Here is a 16811-nt window from a genome sequence, read left to right on the forward strand (position 1 = left end):
ATGCGGATAACCCCTTACTTTCCCCTATTCCTATTGATTTGTTTACATGCCCATGGGCAGTATAATCCCCTAGTTGTCAAAGATTCTTTGGCTCAAAAGGCTTGGGTAGAAAACACGTATGCAAATTTATCGGTGGAAGAGCGTATTGGTCAGCTGTTTATGGCCAGTGTGGCATCCAATCAAAGCCAAGCGGCCACAGATAGGGTAAAAAACCTTGTGGAGGAACATGGTATTGGTGGGGTTATTTTTATGGTGGGCGGTCCCGTACAGCAAGCCAAATTGACCAACGATTATCAGGCTGTTTCCAAAGTTCCTTTGCTCATTGGTTCCGATGCGGAATGGGGCATGGCCATGCGTTTGGATTCCACTTATGCGTTTCCGTGGAACATGACATTGGGCGCAATACAAGATAGTAGTATAGTAGAACGTGTAGGTCAACAAATAGGAAAGCATGCAAAGCGTTTAGGGGTGCATATAAATTTTGCGCCCGATCTGGATGTGAACAACAATCCTAAAAACCCTATTATCGGAAATCGATCTTTTGGTGAAGATCCAAGAAATGTAGCGGAAAAAGGTAGGGCGTTTGTTCGGGGAATGGAGTCAATGGGGGTGCTCTCAAGTGGTAAACATTTTCCAGGGCATGGAGATACCGCTACCGATTCCCATAAATCTTTACCTGTGATCATGTCGTCGTTGGAACGTTTGGATTCCATTGAACTATATCCTTTCAAAAATGTGATGAAAAGTGGGCTTTCCTCAACAATGGTGGCCCATTTGAGTGTACCAAGTTTGGAAAACCGGGAAGGGCACCCTTCGTCGCTTTCCAAAAGTATAGTTACCGATGTCTTGCAGCAGCAATTGGGGTTTAATGGTTTGGTACTGACAGATGCCTTGAATATGAAAGCTGTTTCCCAATTTGCCCCCGAAGGTGAAGTTGAACTACAGGCCTTTTTAGCCGGAAATGATATGCTTTTAATGCCTGAAAAGGTAGTCAAGGCCAAGGAAAAGATTTTAGAAGCTTATAAAAAAGGGGACTTTTCGGAAGAACGATTGGCCAAATCCGTCAAGAAAATATTAATGGCCAAATACAAGGTGGGCCTCTACAATTACCAGCCTGTAGAAATGGAAAACTTGTACGAAGACCTGAACCATGTGGAGAATGATGTGGTTTATGAAAAAGCCATTGAGGGGGCCATAACGGTCGCTAAAAACAATTTTTCCCTAATGCCCATTAAAAAACTGGACAATAAAAAAATAGCATACATCCATTTTGGGGATGATGATGGTACACCATTTTATACCGCATTGAACCGATTTTATAAAGTTACCCATATCAAGGCCAAGGATATTGCGGAGTACAAAAAGGAATTGGCAAATTTTAATTTGGTGATCGTAGGGTTGCATAAAAGCAATGAGAGCCCGTGGAAGGGATATAAATTCTCCAAAAACGAACTGTTTTGGTTAGCAGAAATTTCCAGATTGCGGACCAGCAATACGATTTTGGCTCTGTTTGCACGACCATACGCGATGTTGGACGTTTTAAATTTCGATAAGGTGGATGGTGTAGTGGTGGGTTATCAGAATAGTGAGATTGCCCAAAAAAAGGTGGCGGAAGTCATTTTTGGAGCCATAGGAGCAACCGGAAAGTTGCCTGTATCCGCACACCATGAGTTTCCGGTGGGCACAGGGATCGATGTAAAACCAATACAGCGGTTGGGGTACAGTATACCAGAACGAGTGGGTATGAGTTCCGAAATGTTGGCAGAAGTGGATACCTTGGTGCAGCATGGGTTGGATTCGTTAATGTTCCCCGGGGCTCAAGTACTTGTGGCCCGCAAGGGTAAGGTTATCTACAACAAAAGTTTTGGAAAACCAACATACCGATCGGAAAAGGATATTACGGAAGAGTCCATTTATGATTTGGCATCATTGACCAAAATTCTTTCCACCTTGCCGATGATAATGAAAATGGAAGAGGAGGGAGAAATTGCTTTGAACGACACCTTCAAAGATTTGATTCCGGAATATGAGGATACGGAATTAAAGGATGTTACCGTTCTAAAGGCTCTATCCCACTACGGCAGATTGCCATCCTGGATTGCTTTTTATCTGGATACCTTAAATAAGGACCGTAAACCTTCCAACGAGTTTTACAGGCAAAACCCATCTGAAGCATTTCCGTACAAAGTAGCTGAACACCTGTACCTTACAAGATCATTTAAGGACTCAATTTATAACCGAATTGGAAGACAGAGTTTAAAATCCAATAGGTATAGGTATAGCGATGTAGGGTATTATGTATTTAAAGAGTACATCGAAAAAAAACATAATCGACCCATAGATGAATTAGTGGATGAGTTTTTGTACACCCCCATGGGCTTGCAACGAACTACCTTTAATCCAATAAACAAATTTTCCAAGGACGAGATAGTTCCTTCGGAAGAGGACGATTATTTTAGGTACCAAACGGTTCAGGGCTACGTACACGATATGGGTGCGGCCATGCAAGGAGGGGTAGGAGGCCATGCCGGACTCTTTAGTACAGCGAACGAGGTGGCTAAAATAATGCAGATGTATTTACAGGGGGGATATTATGGTGGGGAACGTTTTTTTAATGCCCGTACCGTAAAACGGTTCAATACCTGCTATTTTTGTAATAAGAATGTAAGGCGTGGCGTAGGTTTTGATAAGCCGCAGTTGGAAGAGAAAGGGCCCACTTGCGGTTGTGTTTCCAGAAATAGTTTTGGGCACAGCGGTTTTACCGGGACCTATACTTGGGCCGACCCGGATGAGGAGATCGTATATGTTTTCCTGTCCAATAGAACCTACCCCACAGCGACCAATACATTATTGATAAAATCAGGACTGCGGACCCGAATTCAGCAGGCCATTTATGATTCCATTATCAATTAAGTTTTAAATATATTGACTTAGATTTGTCCTATGAAGATAGCTATTGTGTGTTACCCAACGTTCGGAGGTAGTGGAGTAGTTGCCACGGAGCTGGGTATTGCCCTTGCCGAACGAGGCCACGAGGTGCACTTTATCACCTACCGGCAACCAGTACGTTTGGAACTTTTGGGAAACAATATCCATTTTCATGAGGTGCATGTTCCGGAGTATCCCCTGTTTCATTATCAACCGTATGAGCTGGCATTGTCCAGTAAATTGGTGGACACCATCAAACTCCACGGAATAGAGCTATTGCATGTACATTATGCCATCCCACATGCCTATGCGGGTTATATGGCAAAAAAAATGCTTCAGGAATATGGTATTTTTATACCAATGATAACCACTTTGCACGGAACCGATATAACACTGGTGGGCAAGCATCCATTCTACAAGCCTGCAGTTACTTTTAGTATCAATAAATCCGATGTGGTCACCTCCGTATCCGAGGCCCTCAAAGAAGAAACCTTAAAGCTTTTTGATATCGAAAAGGACATTGAGGTCATCCCGAACTTTATCGAGAGCAAAAAGTACAGTGAGGATTATACCGACTGTCAACGCTCTATGATGGCGAAGGAAGACGAGAGGATCATAACGCATATCAGTAATTTTAGAAAAGTAAAACGGATACCCGACGTAATAAAGGTTTTTCATAAAATCCAAAAAGAGGTTCCCGCGAAATTGATCATGGTGGGTGAGGGCCCGGAAAAGGAAAAGGCAGAAGATCTTTGCGATAAACTAGGAATCAAGGATAAAGTGTTGTTTTTGGGAAACAGTAACGAGATAGATAGGATTCTTTGTTTTTCCGATTTATTTTTGTTGCCCTCGGAAACCGAAAGTTTTGGACTTGCGGCCTTGGAGGCCATGATCAATAAAGTAGCAGTAATCTCCAGCAATACGGGAGGAATTCCAGAAGTGAATATTGATGGCGTTTCCGGATTTTTGGCAGATGTGGGCGATGTGGATACCATGGCGGCCAAGGGGATTCAAATTTTAAAAGACGATGAAACCTTGGAGAAATTCAAGGAAAACGCCTTTAATGTAGCCTCCAAGTTCGATATTGTGCATATCTTGCCCTTGTACGAGGAACTTTATGAAAAAGCCTATAAATCACGTTTTAAGAACACCTTTTGACCATTAAGTATATTTATCTCATAGCAGTGGTTTGTTTGTTCTCCTGTAAAGCACAAAAGGAGGGGCATTCTCCCGTGGGTGAAAGATTAGAGCATATGGAGTTGGTGGATTTTGATAACCATAGTAACATAGAATACTACGAGACCACAATTATTACCGACAATAAATCGTTGCGCAAATACTACTCGCAAATTAACAAGACCCGAAAACCAGGACTTCCATTGCCAATTTTGGATTTTTCCTCGGAAATGGCCATTATTATATGCTTGGGCGAGCAAAATAATGTACGAAAACCTGTTTTGTCCAAGCTAAAAGAATCAGATCAGGCGATTACAATTGCTGTTGAACTGATAGCAGAGGAAAAAGAGGATAAAATCGGGAAACAGCCCATTACCTATCCATTTTATCTATACAAAATGCCTTTGGTCGATAAAGCGGTTGTTTTTCAAAAGATTGATAATTAGGCTCTTCCAAAACCAATCTACTACTCATCGAAAATAAGCGCACTTAAAAGTGCAAAATTCGCTTTCTTATCACCTTGAACTAGCTTTGGGGCTGATAACCTCAAATCAATTAAAATGAACATTTCTAAACCTGCAATGATGGTCATTGCCATGAGTTTTTCTGCTTTGACCTTTGCCCAAGACCTTGAATTGACCAAAAGGGACAGCATAGTGCAAAGCTATTGGCTGGTGTCCTTGGGTACCAACATTGTTGATGACTCCGGTGATGAATTTGGTGAACTATTCGATTTAAGTGATGGTTGGAACATGGTACCCTATCCATCTCGTGTAAGCGTAGGACGATATTTTAAAAATGGCCTTGGTTTGGAGGCCATAGGGTCGTACAACCGTTACAAAGAAGGCAACATCGTGGATAATGTTGTAAATCCTGAAGATGTTGACTATTGGGGTCTCGATTTTAGGGTAAGCTACGATTTAAATATGATTTTGGGAGAAACCGGCTTTTTTGATCCCTATATCGGAATTGGCGCGGGATATACCGATGCCGACAACCAAGGCAGGGGAACATACAACGCGGTTATTGGTTTTAGAACATGGTTTTCCGATCATTGGGGGCTGGATTTCAACTCAACAGGAAAATGGGCCATGGATACCGAAAATGCATCGAACCATATACAACATGCACTCGGTGTAGCTTATAGGTTCGAGGTAGAAAAGGGACTTTCTAGAAAAGGTCAAGAAAAACTGGCTTTATTGGAAGAGCTGGAAAAAGAACAACAACGTGTACAGGATTCTATTGCCGATGCAGAAGAAGCAAGACTATTGGCCGAGCGTTTGCAACGGGAAAAAGAAGCAGCAGAGTTGGCAGCTGCCGAAAAAGCCAAGAAAGAAGCGGAGGAGGCCAGAAGAGCAAAACTTCGCAACAAGATCAACAACTTGGGCAAAGTATACTTTAAACTCAATTCTTCCTACTTGACCTCAAAAGATAAGGAATTACTTGATGAATTGGTGACCATTATGCAAGATGAGCCTAATTTGGCGATAAAGGTTTCGGCACATACCGATTCCAGAGGCACCAAAAAATATAATCAATGGCTTTCCGAAAGACGTGCCGAACGTACTGTTGAGTATGTGGTTTCCAAGGGTGTGTCCGCCGGTAGAATAAGTCATGATGCCTTTGGCGAGACCCAGTTGGTGAACGAATGTGAGGATGGTGTACGTTGTTCGGAAGAACAGCATTCCAAGAACAGGAGGTCGGAGTTTATTATCATGGATCAGTAAGGGTTATATTACTGTTGTTCCATATTTTTGGGATACCATGTCTGTGCACAGTCGAATCTGTATGGGAGAAACTGGTTAATCTCATGGCTTGGTAAGTTTTTCAAATAACAAGAATGTTTTAATCCACTGGATAAAATCAATACAATGATTAAGTTTTTGAAACCCTCAAAAAAGAATTTTTACTTTGAATTTTTTGAAAAGGGTTTGATTATCCCCCATTATTCGAAAATTCAGAATAAAATTAATAACGAATTTTCGATAAGGAATGGGGATTTCCCTAGTGGATTAAAAAATTCGGTATTATATGTAAGTTGTGTTCCCCATTATTTTGAGGCCATTTTAGATGAAAATGCCAATTGCAAAGTCATCCCAATTGAATCTAGAAAAGGATTCATAGTCAATCTTGATGGATGTGAGACGATTGACGTTTTTTTAAAAAAGCACTTAAAAAAGAAGGCCAAAAATATCAGGCCAAGAATGAAAAGGCTGGAGAAGTGTTTTGATATTGAATTCAGGTCCTATTTTGGTGAAATAACAGAAACAGAGTATAATAATTTGTTCATCGCTTTTCAGGAAATGATTGAAAATCGTTTTTCCCAAAAGGGTGTGGAACATGAAGGATTGAAACGATGGAATGAATACAAGAACAATGTATTTGAATTGATTCTCCAACAGAAAGCTTGCTTAAATGTGGTTTTGGAAAGAAATAGGCCTATTTCAATGTCTCTTGCTTTTTGCCATCAAAATATTTGTGTTAGCGCCATAACATCTTATGATATAGATTATTATAAATTTGGATTGGGCCAAACACATATGGTGAAATGCATAGAATGGTGTTTGGAAAATGGATTTGAAAGATATGACATGATGTGGGGTGAATTACCTTATAAAAATGAGTGGAGCAACGATACCTATTTCTACAATGATCATGTATTGTATGTTGGCGATAGTCTTATAAGTAGGATAAAGGCGAACATGGTTGTTTTGGCTGCCAAAATCAAGAAGAAAAAGTTCTATTCTAGGTTGATCGACTCATCTCAAAAATTTTCCAAAACGAAAAATAGTTCAACGGAAGAAGGCACTATGCCCAAGTATGAAGTTCGAGAGATTGGTGGTTTGGATGAGGTAGCCAATTTTGAAAGGCTACAGGAAGAAGAGCTCGATGCCCTCACTTTTCTAAAACGCCCCCTATGTGAGTTTCAGTATATCAATTCAGAGCATTATAGTTCGATAAATGTGTATAAATCTGACGATTTCTCGTATATAATTGAAGGAAAATCAATAAAAATAGTAGTGACATTTCTTTGAATAAGGCGCTCTTAAGATAAATTTTATGACATTTGGTCAAAGCGCATTAGCCAATTCTGATAAAGGATATTGACATAACTGACATTACTAAATACATTTCTGAATATTTGCTCCTGTCACCTAGAAGATCGTAGAGTTCTCCAAGGTTGAAAGAAAAGCAGGGGACAATTCATCAAAATAGGTATTTTATAGAAGTTATTTGTAGTTCATAGAGTATTATTTTTCCCCTGTGTTTATGTAATATTTTTGAAAATGGTTTTCCATTTTCAAAAGATGGCATGCCAAAATCAACAAAAGCAACCAACCATGAAATCAAAAGCGGTATTTATTTTCTTTCTATTTTTCTTGGTCAACGTTAGTGGTCAAGAGCAGTTTGTTCAATCCAATGCAGCTGCTGCTCTCAACGAATCAAATTCGTTGGGCTCTATAGCGGATATAAGGGGGATAGGATGTTCAACGGCAGTGGAAACCGAAATTGTGGCTGTAGGAACATATTCGTACCGTGGCACAAGTATAGATGGAGCCAATGACAGGGTGCAGATATCTCCTGGACTGGCCAATGGTGTTGATTACGAAATGAAAGTGTATTTGGCAGAGGGGCCCGGTGCGAATATTCAGGTTGAAGTCTGGGCAGGTGTTACCAACTCTACCCCTGTCATTAGTCCTCCCATTTCCAGTGCCAATGAAACGCTTCAAGAATTTACCATTTCCTTCACCACCAATTCAGATAGTCAAACCTTACGCTTTTATAATAGGGGATTGGCGGGTACGGATATTTATTTGGACAATGTCTCCATTGTTCCCGTCAATCAAGATACAGAAGCCCCTACGGCTCCTTCAAATTTGTCGTCAAACAATATTACGGAGACGTCAGCCGATCTTTCTTGGGATGCATCTACAGATAATGTTGCTGTTACGGACTATGAAGTTTTTCAGGATGGAGTCAGTATTGGTTTTACAGGTGGAACCACAAATTTAGGTGTAATAGGTCTTGCTCCGGATACCGCATATGATTTTACGGTATTTGCAGTGGATGCAGTGGGTAATACATCTACGGTCAGTAATACAACCAACGTACTTACATTGGCCGATACCCAAGGACCCAATGCGGTTACCGATTTGACAGCGAGCTTAATTACCGAAACTACGGCTTTTCTATCGTGGAGTGATCCAGGGGACAATGTGGGAGTTACCGACTATGAGGTTTTTCAGGATAATGTGAGTATAGGAACCACTGGGGGAGTGATTGAATTTAATGTTTCAGGGCTTGTTGGTGCTACAAATTATAACTTCACGGTAATTGCAAGTGATGCGGCCGGTAATACGTCAACCGTAAGTAATATAGAACCCGTATTGACCAGCCCACCACCAGATACTGAAGCTCCCAGCACAATTGCGGACTTGGCCAGTAGCAATACCACCACCACAACAACTGATTTGGCTTGGAGTGCAGCAACGGATAATGTTGGAGTGACCAACTATGAGGTTTTCCAAGACGGGGTCAGCATTGCCAATACGGGAACAACCACGGCGTTCAATGTAACTGGACTGTCGCCCGGGACAAGCTATGATTTTACAGTTTTTGCCGAGGATACTGCAGGAAATGTTTCAGGAGCGAGTAACACGGAAACGGTCAATACTACAGGTATAGTGGACGTAGAGGCCCCAAGTGTGATATCGGACCTAAGTGCTTCGAATACCACATCAATAAGTACTGAATTGTCTTGGAGTGCTTCCACGGATAATGTCGCCGTGACCAATTATGAGGTTTTTCAAGACGGGGTCAGCATTGCCAATACAGGAACGACCACGGCGTTAAATGTAACTGGTCTCTCACCAAGTACAAGTTATGATTTTACGGTCTTTGCCGAAGACGCAGCGGGGAACGTTTCTGGTGTCAGCAATACGGAAAATGTAGTCACATCCGAAGATAGTGGCATAGTGGACTATACCTCCCTAAACGCTAACTTGGCCACTATTGATTGGCAAGCTCGGGATTTGTTCGTCGATGGAAATTTAGGCGTTGGAGCAACGGACACCCAAGGATATAGGTTGGCAGTGGCTGGGAGTGTTATCGCAGAAAGTGTTAAAGTTGAGTTAGAGGTTAATTGGCCCGATTTTGTTTTCACCAAGCAATATAGTTTGCCATCATTGGAAGAGGTGGAAGACCATATTTTGGCCAATGGACACTTATTGAATATTCCAAGTGCAGATGAAGTGGAGAAAGAGGGAATCAATCTTGGGAAGATGAATGCCAAATTGCTACAGAAGATAGAAGAGTTGACTTTGTACACCATTCAGCAAGAGAAGAAAATACAGGAGCTTGAGCTACAGAACAAAAAGATTGAAAAAGATTTCACTGATAGGCTGTTGGAGTTGGAAAAAGAAGTTAGAGAGAATCGTTAAAAAAATTGGGTTAAAGGAAAAAGAGGTCTTTAGAATGAAGCAACATTACATATTTATTATTGTTTTCTGTTGGTTATTTGCCTTTAGTGGCAAGGGACAGAGTATTAGGAAGAATCATCTGGAAATGACCGACTATGAGAAAGCAGAACTGGTAAATGCCTTTTATTTGTTGAGGGAAGGACCAGATCTCATAGATGATTTGGCAGATTTCCATATGGATTTTTTCAATTTTGATAACACTGAGGATCCTACACGATTGGACATTCACTTTAATCTAATGAGTGAACCTGAAAGAGACATTTTTTTACCATGGCATAGGAGACAAATGTTTGAAATGGAGCAGGCAATTCAAGATATTAACCCCAGAATTAGTTTAGGATATTGGGATTCTTCTACGGACCAATCTGTAAATTCCCCTCTTTGGGATGAGGATTTAATGGGTAGTTTTGATGAGAATTGGGAGTTGGGAAGAAGTTTAGGTTCTCCAGGGGGGACACTTATATCTCCGCAAAGTTTGGCCAATCTTGTGGCAACAACTGATTTTTATGAGTTTTCAAATGACTTTGAAAGAGGCAGGGGCCATGCCAGTCCACATATTTGGACAGGTGGTGTAATGCCTACTTCTGCTTCTCCAAGAGACCCTGTGTTTTATTTCCACCACAGTTTTGTTGACAAGGTTTGGCATGATTGGGAAGAAATACATCAGGGGTCTTTCTACCTTTCACAATCTATGTTGCGGTATGATGGGACCTATGTTTTTGATGGGCAAACCCTTCCTTTGGTCAACCCCAATGATATAATAGATACTAGAGCTTTAGGCGTATTTTATGCTGAAGACCAGCTTGCCGAGTTGGATAATTACATTGTAAGCAATACCTATAATCCCGTTGAATATTTTTATTATCAATATAGAATAGAGGCAGGTGACAATTTTATTGTGCCAGCTGGAACGGCATGTACATTTGAGTCGGTGAACGAAATAGAATTGTTGCCCGGCTTTACTGCCGAACCTGGAAGCGAATTTGAAATGAAAATAGACACAGAAACGGCAGCTTTAACAGGAAAAGCGCTTAGTAGAGTACCAAGGACCAAAAATCCTTTCGATTATATTGCCGATCTTAAACCAATTGTATGGGAAGAAGAAGAGAATGATGATTCTCCCGTAATCTTAGCGGCCTTCCCTAATCCATTTACTGAAAAGATAACCATCAATCTGGATAAGAATACGGACTGTAAGATAGAAGTATTCAATATGATGGGAATGTTGGTCAAGGAAGAGTCGTACCAAAACACCAATTCCATTGTGATCAATAAGCTATATGGCCTCAAGGTAGGTGTTTATGTGGTTCGTGTTACTGATAATTCAGGAAAACTTTTACTGGCAAAGCGAGTCATAAAATTGTAATGAACCATATTGTGCCCTTACTCTTATCATCTCTATTGTTTTTGTGCTGCTGCTCGGCTTTGGATAGTGCGCAGACCAATACAACCGTGAGTATCACCAATCAAAGCGGCTATACAGTAACCAATTTGATGCTGTTTTCCCAACGGTTTGACCCGTTGCCAAATGAAGGTGTTTCTGAAGGGAAATTCTTTCTATTTGAATTGGACAAGCATAATCCGACGATTCAGTTTGGAATTGAAGGAGTAAATTTTGCCCAATACCTCCCCCCCCCCAGTGGAGGGGAACATTATAATTACATCATATATGATGTTGACCTTGAAAAGAAAACATTTAGGATTCGGTCAAAAAAGGAATAAATCAACAGGGATACTTGCCTTAGTATTTCATTGAGTGATCCATGAGCATACTATTGGGGTCTCGGTACTTGCAACAGGCCGGCAGTTTTTCGTAGACTTTGTCATCCGCCGTGAACTCGTCAGTATCATGACCTACCTTTGATATGGCTTCCTTTATGTTAGACAGAGAACATTTGGCTTCATTATAGATTACCGAAAGCTCCTTGGATTCAACATCCCAAGATGCGTATTTTACTCCTTTTAGCTTTATACTGGCCTTTTCAATCCGGGCTTTACACATGCCACAATTGCCTTTTACCTCAAAATTATCTTTCTTGTTTTTGTCCTGTGCGTGTAAGGCCCCTGCACTGATCAGTAAAAAAACAAAAATGGATAGAAGTCTTTTCATAACTCTTTTGTTAATAGTTTAAAACGCATTCCTATATAGTAGGTTGCCCCTAGAACAGGAGCAAATACTTGAGTTGTATCAAAAAATGGACCAAAGGGATCGTTGCTGCCCACAATGGGATTCTTTTGGATAAAATCGCCTATGTTTTCTCCTCCCAGATAGGCTTCAAATTTATGCGAAAAAACCCTTGTGACCTGAAAATTGGTAATTCCGTAGTCCGTGGAGTATACTTTTGAAACCGTTGGCATTTCGTTTGCCCTACGGGGCAATCGTTGCTTTCCCAGCCAATTGTAGGTGAAATCAAAACGCCAGTGGGCACCGCTATGATTAAACGTGGTTTCATAACTTAAGTTTGTAAAAAACCTGTGTAAAGGCTGGTATGGTCTTTCTAGGTTTCCCGAAGACAAATAATCCAAGGTAACATCATAATTCTTATAGGTCATCCGTATGTCAAGATTCTGTAAAAGCTCATAGTTAAGATCAACTTGAACGCTATTTGAAGAACTTTTTCCGGATAGATTATAAAATGACACAACATTCGGGTCTTCCCAATCCACAACAACTTGGTCTTTAAAAACAGTCCTATAAAAATCAAGGGAAAACTCAAAAGGTTTGTTCCATAAATAAAATTTTTGAATGAAGCCGGCACCAAAATTCCACGCTCGTTCGGGAGACAATCCATAAATGGTTCCATCGTTGCCAAAAATGCTGATTGCCCTTGACGAAGCGAAGAGCTGTTGGTTTTCCGCAAAAATGTTCGCGGCGCGCTTTCCTTTGCCCACGGAAGCTCTAAGGCTTGCCTTTTCCCATAAAGAGTACCTAAGGTGTAATCTTGGAGTAAGGAATGTTTTTATCCGGTTGTGGTGGTCTATACGCATACCGGCAACAAGACTCAACTTTTCCAGACTGTCATAGGTATATTCAAAGAAGCCCCCGAACGATTCATCGGTCCTCGCAAAGAAAGTAGTGTTGACGTTCTCGTTAAAATGATCATGGTTAAAGTTCATACCAGTTTTAAACTTATGCTGGGTGCTGCCCAAAATTCCATTAAATATAAAATTTGAATAAAAGGAATCGTGCAAGATATTATAGATATTGAGGCCATAGTACGAATCTTGGTCATGCTTACTGTATGCAATTTGCAGCCCCATACTTTGGTAGGGGAGTTCGGGAAACACATACCCTAACTTGCAGGAAAGGTCAATTCTGTTTGTTTTCACCTCACTTCCCCATACATTGTTCGTAAGCTTATCCCTTTCTGGGACAAAAGATACCTGTCCGGTCTGTTTTTCATCTTCAAGATATTGGATGTTCAAAAAACTTACCCACCCCGTTTTAGGATCCATGTACTGCCAACGATTCATTACGTTTATTTGTTTTGCCAAAGGCGTATCCAAAAATGTATCTGAATTATCATCTATTTTGCCATCTCTAAGGTTGGCGTGTACATAAATACCCGTGGCGATTTTATCGGAAAGTATTTGGTTGTACCTTGCATTGAACTCATAGCGTTCAAAATTATTGGCGTAGACATTAAGGAACAGTTTTCTATCCAAGAAGGGTTTTACGACCTCTGTGTTTATTTGTCCAGAAATACTCTCAAATCCGTTCACAACATTTCCTGACCCTTTTGTAATCTGAATACTTTCTATCCAAGATCCAGGTATGAATGACAATCCATAGATTTGTGACGCTCCTTTTACCAATGGCATATTTTCTTGGGTGAATAGGAGGTATGGACTAGTAAGACCAAGCATTTGGATTTGCTTGGCACCTGTAATTGCATCGGAAACATTGACATCCACGGACGGGTTTGTCTCAAAGCTTTCCGATAGATTGCAACAGGCGGCTTTAAGCATCTCCCTGCTACTTACCGTAATTACGTTTTGCGCTGTAAAAAGCGATTTTTGAAGGGGTTCCACTTCCTTTTTAACCACTACCTCATCAAGATACACTTGTTTTATAAGCCTAATTTTTCCAAGGTCCGGTCTGTTGGCAACAATGGTATCGGAAATATGGTTTGGGGAATCAATGACCAATTTGCTGTATTCCCTTGAATAGGGGATTGAAAATTGACCATTGTCATCAGTACTGGTTTCAATATTGCTTTCCAACCAAAATACCCGTATTCCAGATAAAAACATTTCGGTCCCATCAGAACTGTACTCCAATACTTTCCCCTTAATCTTAAGTTGACCCCTTATTGTCAATGGGATAAGCATTAATACTATAATGAATGTGGAAGCTCTCATGGGGTAGGAATAATAACTATGCTATTGAACGGATTAAATGTTTGATTATTACAAATGGTGTTATACAAAATTAATAAAGATAAGCTGGATTTATTTTGGATGTCCTTTAGATTTACTCATGTAATACTTGATTTTATGTTCTTATACATATAATCGAGACAGATCAACTAATATGAAAGGCATTTTAACCAATAAAAGATGAAATTGCGCAGCTCCTTATTAGTTTAGGTACCCTAAAACCAACAGCCATGCCTGATAATTTGATTATAAATTTTACTCCAACGGGGATGATTCCTACAAAAGAGATGACCCCACATGTGCCAGTAAGTGTTTCTGAAATTGTAGAAGATGTGCATAAAGCCACGGAAATAGGCATTACCATGGTTCACCTTCATGCCAGAGATCCAAAGACGGGAGTCCCAACATATAAAAAGGAGCTTTATGGTGACATCATAGAAGGAATTAGAAAGTTTGATACCCAATTAGTGATTTGTGTATCACTGAGCGGTAGAAACTTCAATCAGCTTGAGCAACGCTCCGATGCACTCTTTTTGGAAGGGAATTTAAAACCGGATATGGGAAGCTTAACCTTAAGTTCTTTGAACTTTAACAAGGTTGCCAGTACAAATTCCCCGCAAATGGTACAGGATTTGGCACGCGTAATGAGAGAGAGGGGCATTGTGCCAGAGTTAGAGGTTTTTGATGCCGGGATGATTAATTACGCAAAATATCTAGAGCACAAAAAATTGATTGAACCACCATACTATTTTAATTTGCTTTTGGGGAATATTGCCTGCGCACAGGCAGACTTGTTGCATACTGGTATAATGATAAAAGACCTACCCGATAATTCTTTTTGGAGTTTGGCCGGTATCGGAAACACTCAGTTACAAATGAATTCCATAGGGATTGCCATAGGAGGGGGTGTGCGTGTAGGACTGGAGGACAATATATGGTATGATGCCTCTAGGTCAAAACTGGCAACCAACCAAAGTTTGTTGGAAAGGGTGCATTTAATAGCCAATGCCAACGGAAGAAGCGTTATGAAACCCTCTGAATTAAGAAAGCAAATGAATCTGGAACCTGGCGATGGAAAATATGGTCGTTGTACCGCTTAGGTAAAATAGTGCTTCTATGAAGAATAAAGTTAATTGGTTTTGGAATAAAATAAGGTATGGGCTTGTTCTTTACGGTATAAGAAATAGGCTTGCTAAGCTTGGATTGGACATAAACCTTTTGTATTTGGAGCAGGAAGGCACTTTTGAGGTTGCGGAACCGGTGATTTCAAAAGAAAGGGACAAATACTCGATTAAATCCTTTGACGCCGATGAAATGAAGGCAGTTGGAAAAAAATACGGGATAAGCAATATTAGAGGGTTGATAGAAGGTTTTGATAAAGGCCAAAAATGTATTGGTTTGATGCATGAAAATGGGGTGGCTGCATTTATGTTCACTGCATACGATCAGATAAAGGTTGGCAAAATGGTGCTGGAACTGAGGGATAAAGAAGCCTATTTGTTGAATATGTTCACTATAGAAGGACATCGAGGCAGAAACCTTGCCCCCTATTTAAGATATCATAGCTACGATATCATACGGAAAGAAGGTATCACTAAAATATATAGTATTACAAATTTCTTTAACAAATCATCGTTAAGGTTTAAAAAGAAACTAAAGGCAACACATGAAAAATTATATTGTAGCATTACAATATTCAAAAAATACCATTTCAGCTTTCTTTTAAAAAAATATTGAAATGCTTGAACTAAATTTGAAGCTTCTCCAAGGATTATGAAACAAGGAAAATTTATAATATCGTTGGATTTTGAGTTATTTTGGGGGGTTAGGGATAAAAGGTCATTAACTTCCTATGGCAACAACATAGCAAAAGTACATACTATTGTACCGGAAATGTTATCCATATTTAAAGAGTACAACGTCCATGCAACATTTGCAACGGTAGGTTTTTTATTCGCTAAAAATAAAGAAGAGTTAGTACAGTATTCCCCACAAGAAAAACCACAATACAAGGATTCCAATCTATCGCCATATCTGGATAATTTTACCTCGGTCAAGGAAGAGCATGAAAATGATCTCCATCATTATGCCGTTAATTTGATTAATTTGATTAAAAACTATCCAGAGCACGAAATAGGGAGCCATACATTTTCACATTTTTATTGTAAAGAAGAGGGGCAAACGGCCACGGATTTTGAGGCAGATATAAAAGCAGCTTTAAGAATTGCAAAAGATAATAGTGTAGTTATAGAATCCTTGGTTTTCCCTAGAAATCAGTTCAGAAAAGATTATGTCGATATCTGCAGTGTCTATGGGATTAGAGCCTATAGGGGTAACGAGAAAGTGTGGTTTCAAAACCCCGAAAGCGAACATGATACGTCTTTTTTAAAGAGAGTTTTTCGCACTTTTGACTGCTACGTGGACATTTCCGGCCCACACACCTATAAGATTTCAGATTTGGCAGGACAAAAGCCATATAACATTCCTTCAAGTAGATTTTTGAGGCCTTATAAAGAAAAGGGTGGTGCCTTGTTGGAGCAACTAAAAATACGGAGAATAAAAAATGGGATGTCATATGCCGCAAAAAACAATGAGGTGTATCACCTTTGGTGGCATCCACATAATTTTGGGGCCAACACTAAAGAAAACTTTGTTTCATTGATAGAAATATTGAAGCATTACCGGGTTTTACATGAAAAGTACGGCTTTGAAAGCATGACAATGCTGGAATTGGCCAATGAAATGGATTCTATTTAGATTATGGCTTTATACATTGGAAACAAGATTTGGCCATTCTCCGTGTGAATAGGGATGGCCTAGACTTGGAATCCATTAACAAATAAATTT

13 protein-coding genes are annotated in these 16811 nt (G+C 40.1%); 11 read left to right on the forward strand and 2 right to left on the reverse strand.

Features of this window, described 5'->3' with window-relative positions; all coding sequences use genetic code 11:
* The 8 genes from MJO53_RS14085 to MJO53_RS14120 all read left to right on the forward strand — a co-directional run bounded on the left by MJO53_RS14085 (position 1) and on the right by MJO53_RS14120 (position 11306).
* On the forward strand, positions 1-2913 hold the full coding sequence (locus tag MJO53_RS14085; protein WP_252079558.1) for a glycoside hydrolase family 3 N-terminal domain-containing protein: 2913 nt from the start codon (positions 1-3) through the stop codon (positions 2911-2913).
* Positions 2914-2943: 30 nt separating this feature from the next.
* On the forward strand, positions 2944-4086 hold the full coding sequence (gene bshA / locus MJO53_RS14090) for an N-acetyl-alpha-D-glucosaminyl L-malate synthase BshA (protein ID WP_252079559.1): 1143 nt from the start codon (positions 2944-2946) through the stop codon (positions 4084-4086).
* Positions 4083-4550, forward strand: coding sequence for a hypothetical protein (locus MJO53_RS14095; protein ID WP_252079560.1), 468 nt, complete (start codon positions 4083-4085; stop codon positions 4548-4550). The genes bshA and MJO53_RS14095 overlap by 4 nt, the downstream gene beginning before the upstream one ends.
* Before the next feature lie 114 nt (positions 4551-4664).
* Positions 4665-5831 (forward strand): OmpA family protein, encoded by a 1167-nt coding sequence (locus MJO53_RS14100; RefSeq protein WP_252079561.1) that lies wholly within the window; start codon positions 4665-4667, stop codon positions 5829-5831.
* A gap of 144 nt (positions 5832-5975) precedes the next feature.
* Positions 5976-7139, forward strand: a complete 1164-nt coding sequence (locus MJO53_RS14105) for a GNAT family N-acetyltransferase (RefSeq protein WP_286037767.1) — start codon at positions 5976-5978, stop codon at positions 7137-7139.
* 306 nt (positions 7140-7445) lie between these two features.
* A complete protein-coding gene (locus MJO53_RS14110) occupies positions 7446-9545 on the forward strand; it encodes a fibronectin type III domain-containing protein (RefSeq protein WP_252079563.1) in 2100 nt (699 codons plus the stop codon).
* A gap of 34 nt (positions 9546-9579) precedes the next feature.
* The gene (locus tag MJO53_RS14115) at positions 9580-10950 is read left to right on the forward strand and encodes a tyrosinase family protein (RefSeq protein WP_252079564.1); all 1371 of its coding nucleotides are present in this window, start codon (positions 9580-9582) and stop codon (positions 10948-10950) included.
* On the forward strand, positions 10950-11306 hold the full coding sequence (locus tag MJO53_RS14120) for a hypothetical protein (protein ID WP_252079565.1): 357 nt from the start codon (positions 10950-10952) through the stop codon (positions 11304-11306). Before MJO53_RS14115 ends, MJO53_RS14120 begins: the two co-directional genes overlap by 1 nt.
* A gap of 19 nt (positions 11307-11325) precedes the next feature.
* On the opposite strand, the gene MJO53_RS14125 is transcribed toward MJO53_RS14120, so the two are convergent.
* The gene (locus MJO53_RS14125; RefSeq protein ID WP_252079566.1) at positions 11326-11694 is read right to left on the reverse strand and encodes a heavy-metal-associated domain-containing protein; all 369 of its coding nucleotides are present in this window, start codon (positions 11692-11694) and stop codon (positions 11326-11328) included.
* Positions 11691-13946: a TonB-dependent receptor plug domain-containing protein gene (locus MJO53_RS14130; protein ID WP_252079567.1), complete on the reverse strand. Its 2256-nt coding sequence runs from the start codon at positions 13944-13946 to the stop codon at positions 11691-11693. The genes MJO53_RS14125 and MJO53_RS14130 overlap by 4 nt, the downstream gene beginning before the upstream one ends.
* Before the next feature lie 248 nt (positions 13947-14194).
* On the opposite strand from MJO53_RS14130, the gene MJO53_RS14135 reads away from it, so the two are divergent.
* Genes MJO53_RS14135 through MJO53_RS14145 form a run of 3 tightly spaced genes read left to right on the forward strand, consistent with a single transcriptional unit; the run spans position 14195 to position 16721 of the window.
* Positions 14195-15064 carry a 3-keto-5-aminohexanoate cleavage protein gene (locus MJO53_RS14135; RefSeq protein WP_252079568.1) on the forward strand — a complete coding sequence of 290 codons (870 nt, stop codon included), beginning with the start codon at positions 14195-14197 and terminating at the stop codon, positions 15062-15064.
* 16 nt (positions 15065-15080) lie between these two features.
* Positions 15081-15701 carry a hypothetical protein gene (locus MJO53_RS14140; RefSeq protein ID WP_252079569.1) on the forward strand — a complete coding sequence of 207 codons (621 nt, stop codon included), beginning with the start codon at positions 15081-15083 and terminating at the stop codon, positions 15699-15701.
* Positions 15702-15737: 36 nt separating this feature from the next.
* On the forward strand, positions 15738-16721 hold the full coding sequence (locus tag MJO53_RS14145) for a polysaccharide deacetylase family protein (protein WP_252079570.1): 984 nt from the start codon (positions 15738-15740) through the stop codon (positions 16719-16721).
* Positions 16722-16811: the final 90 nt, after the last annotated feature.

It is taken from the genome of Flagellimonas marinaquae, from assembly GCF_023716465.1.
Lineage (GTDB): Bacteria > Bacteroidota > Bacteroidia > Flavobacteriales > Flavobacteriaceae > Flagellimonas > Flagellimonas alginolytica.

Excerpts from the sequence above, each read along its gene's own strand:
- MJO53_RS14085 (WP_252079558.1), top strand. The coding sequence starts at position 1 with ATGCGGATAACCCCTTACTTTCCCCTATTCCTATTGATTTGTTTACAT.
- bshA (WP_252079559.1), top strand. The coding sequence starts at position 2,944 with ATGAAGATAGCTATTGTGTGTTACCCAACGTTCGGAGGTAGTGGAGTA.
- MJO53_RS14100 (WP_252079561.1), top strand. The coding sequence starts at position 4,665 with ATGAACATTTCTAAACCTGCAATGATGGTCATTGCCATGAGTTTTTCT.
- MJO53_RS14105 (WP_286037767.1), top strand. The coding sequence starts at position 5,976 with ATGATTAAGTTTTTGAAACCCTCAAAAAAGAATTTTTACTTTGAATTT.
- MJO53_RS14110 (WP_252079563.1), top strand. The coding sequence starts at position 7,446 with ATGAAATCAAAAGCGGTATTTATTTTCTTTCTATTTTTCTTGGTCAAC.
- MJO53_RS14115 (WP_252079564.1), top strand. The coding sequence starts at position 9,580 with ATGAAGCAACATTACATATTTATTATTGTTTTCTGTTGGTTATTTGCC.
- MJO53_RS14120 (WP_252079565.1), top strand. The coding sequence starts at position 10,950 with ATGAACCATATTGTGCCCTTACTCTTATCATCTCTATTGTTTTTGTGC.
- MJO53_RS14125 (WP_252079566.1), bottom strand. The coding sequence starts at position 11,694 with ATGAAAAGACTTCTATCCATTTTTGTTTTTTTACTGATCAGTGCAGGG.
- MJO53_RS14130 (WP_252079567.1), bottom strand. The coding sequence starts at position 13,946 with ATGAGAGCTTCCACATTCATTATAGTATTAATGCTTATCCCATTGACA.
- MJO53_RS14135 (WP_252079568.1), top strand. The coding sequence starts at position 14,195 with ATGCCTGATAATTTGATTATAAATTTTACTCCAACGGGGATGATTCCT.
- MJO53_RS14140 (WP_252079569.1), top strand. The coding sequence starts at position 15,081 with ATGAAGAATAAAGTTAATTGGTTTTGGAATAAAATAAGGTATGGGCTT.
- MJO53_RS14145 (WP_252079570.1), top strand. The coding sequence starts at position 15,738 with ATGAAACAAGGAAAATTTATAATATCGTTGGATTTTGAGTTATTTTGG.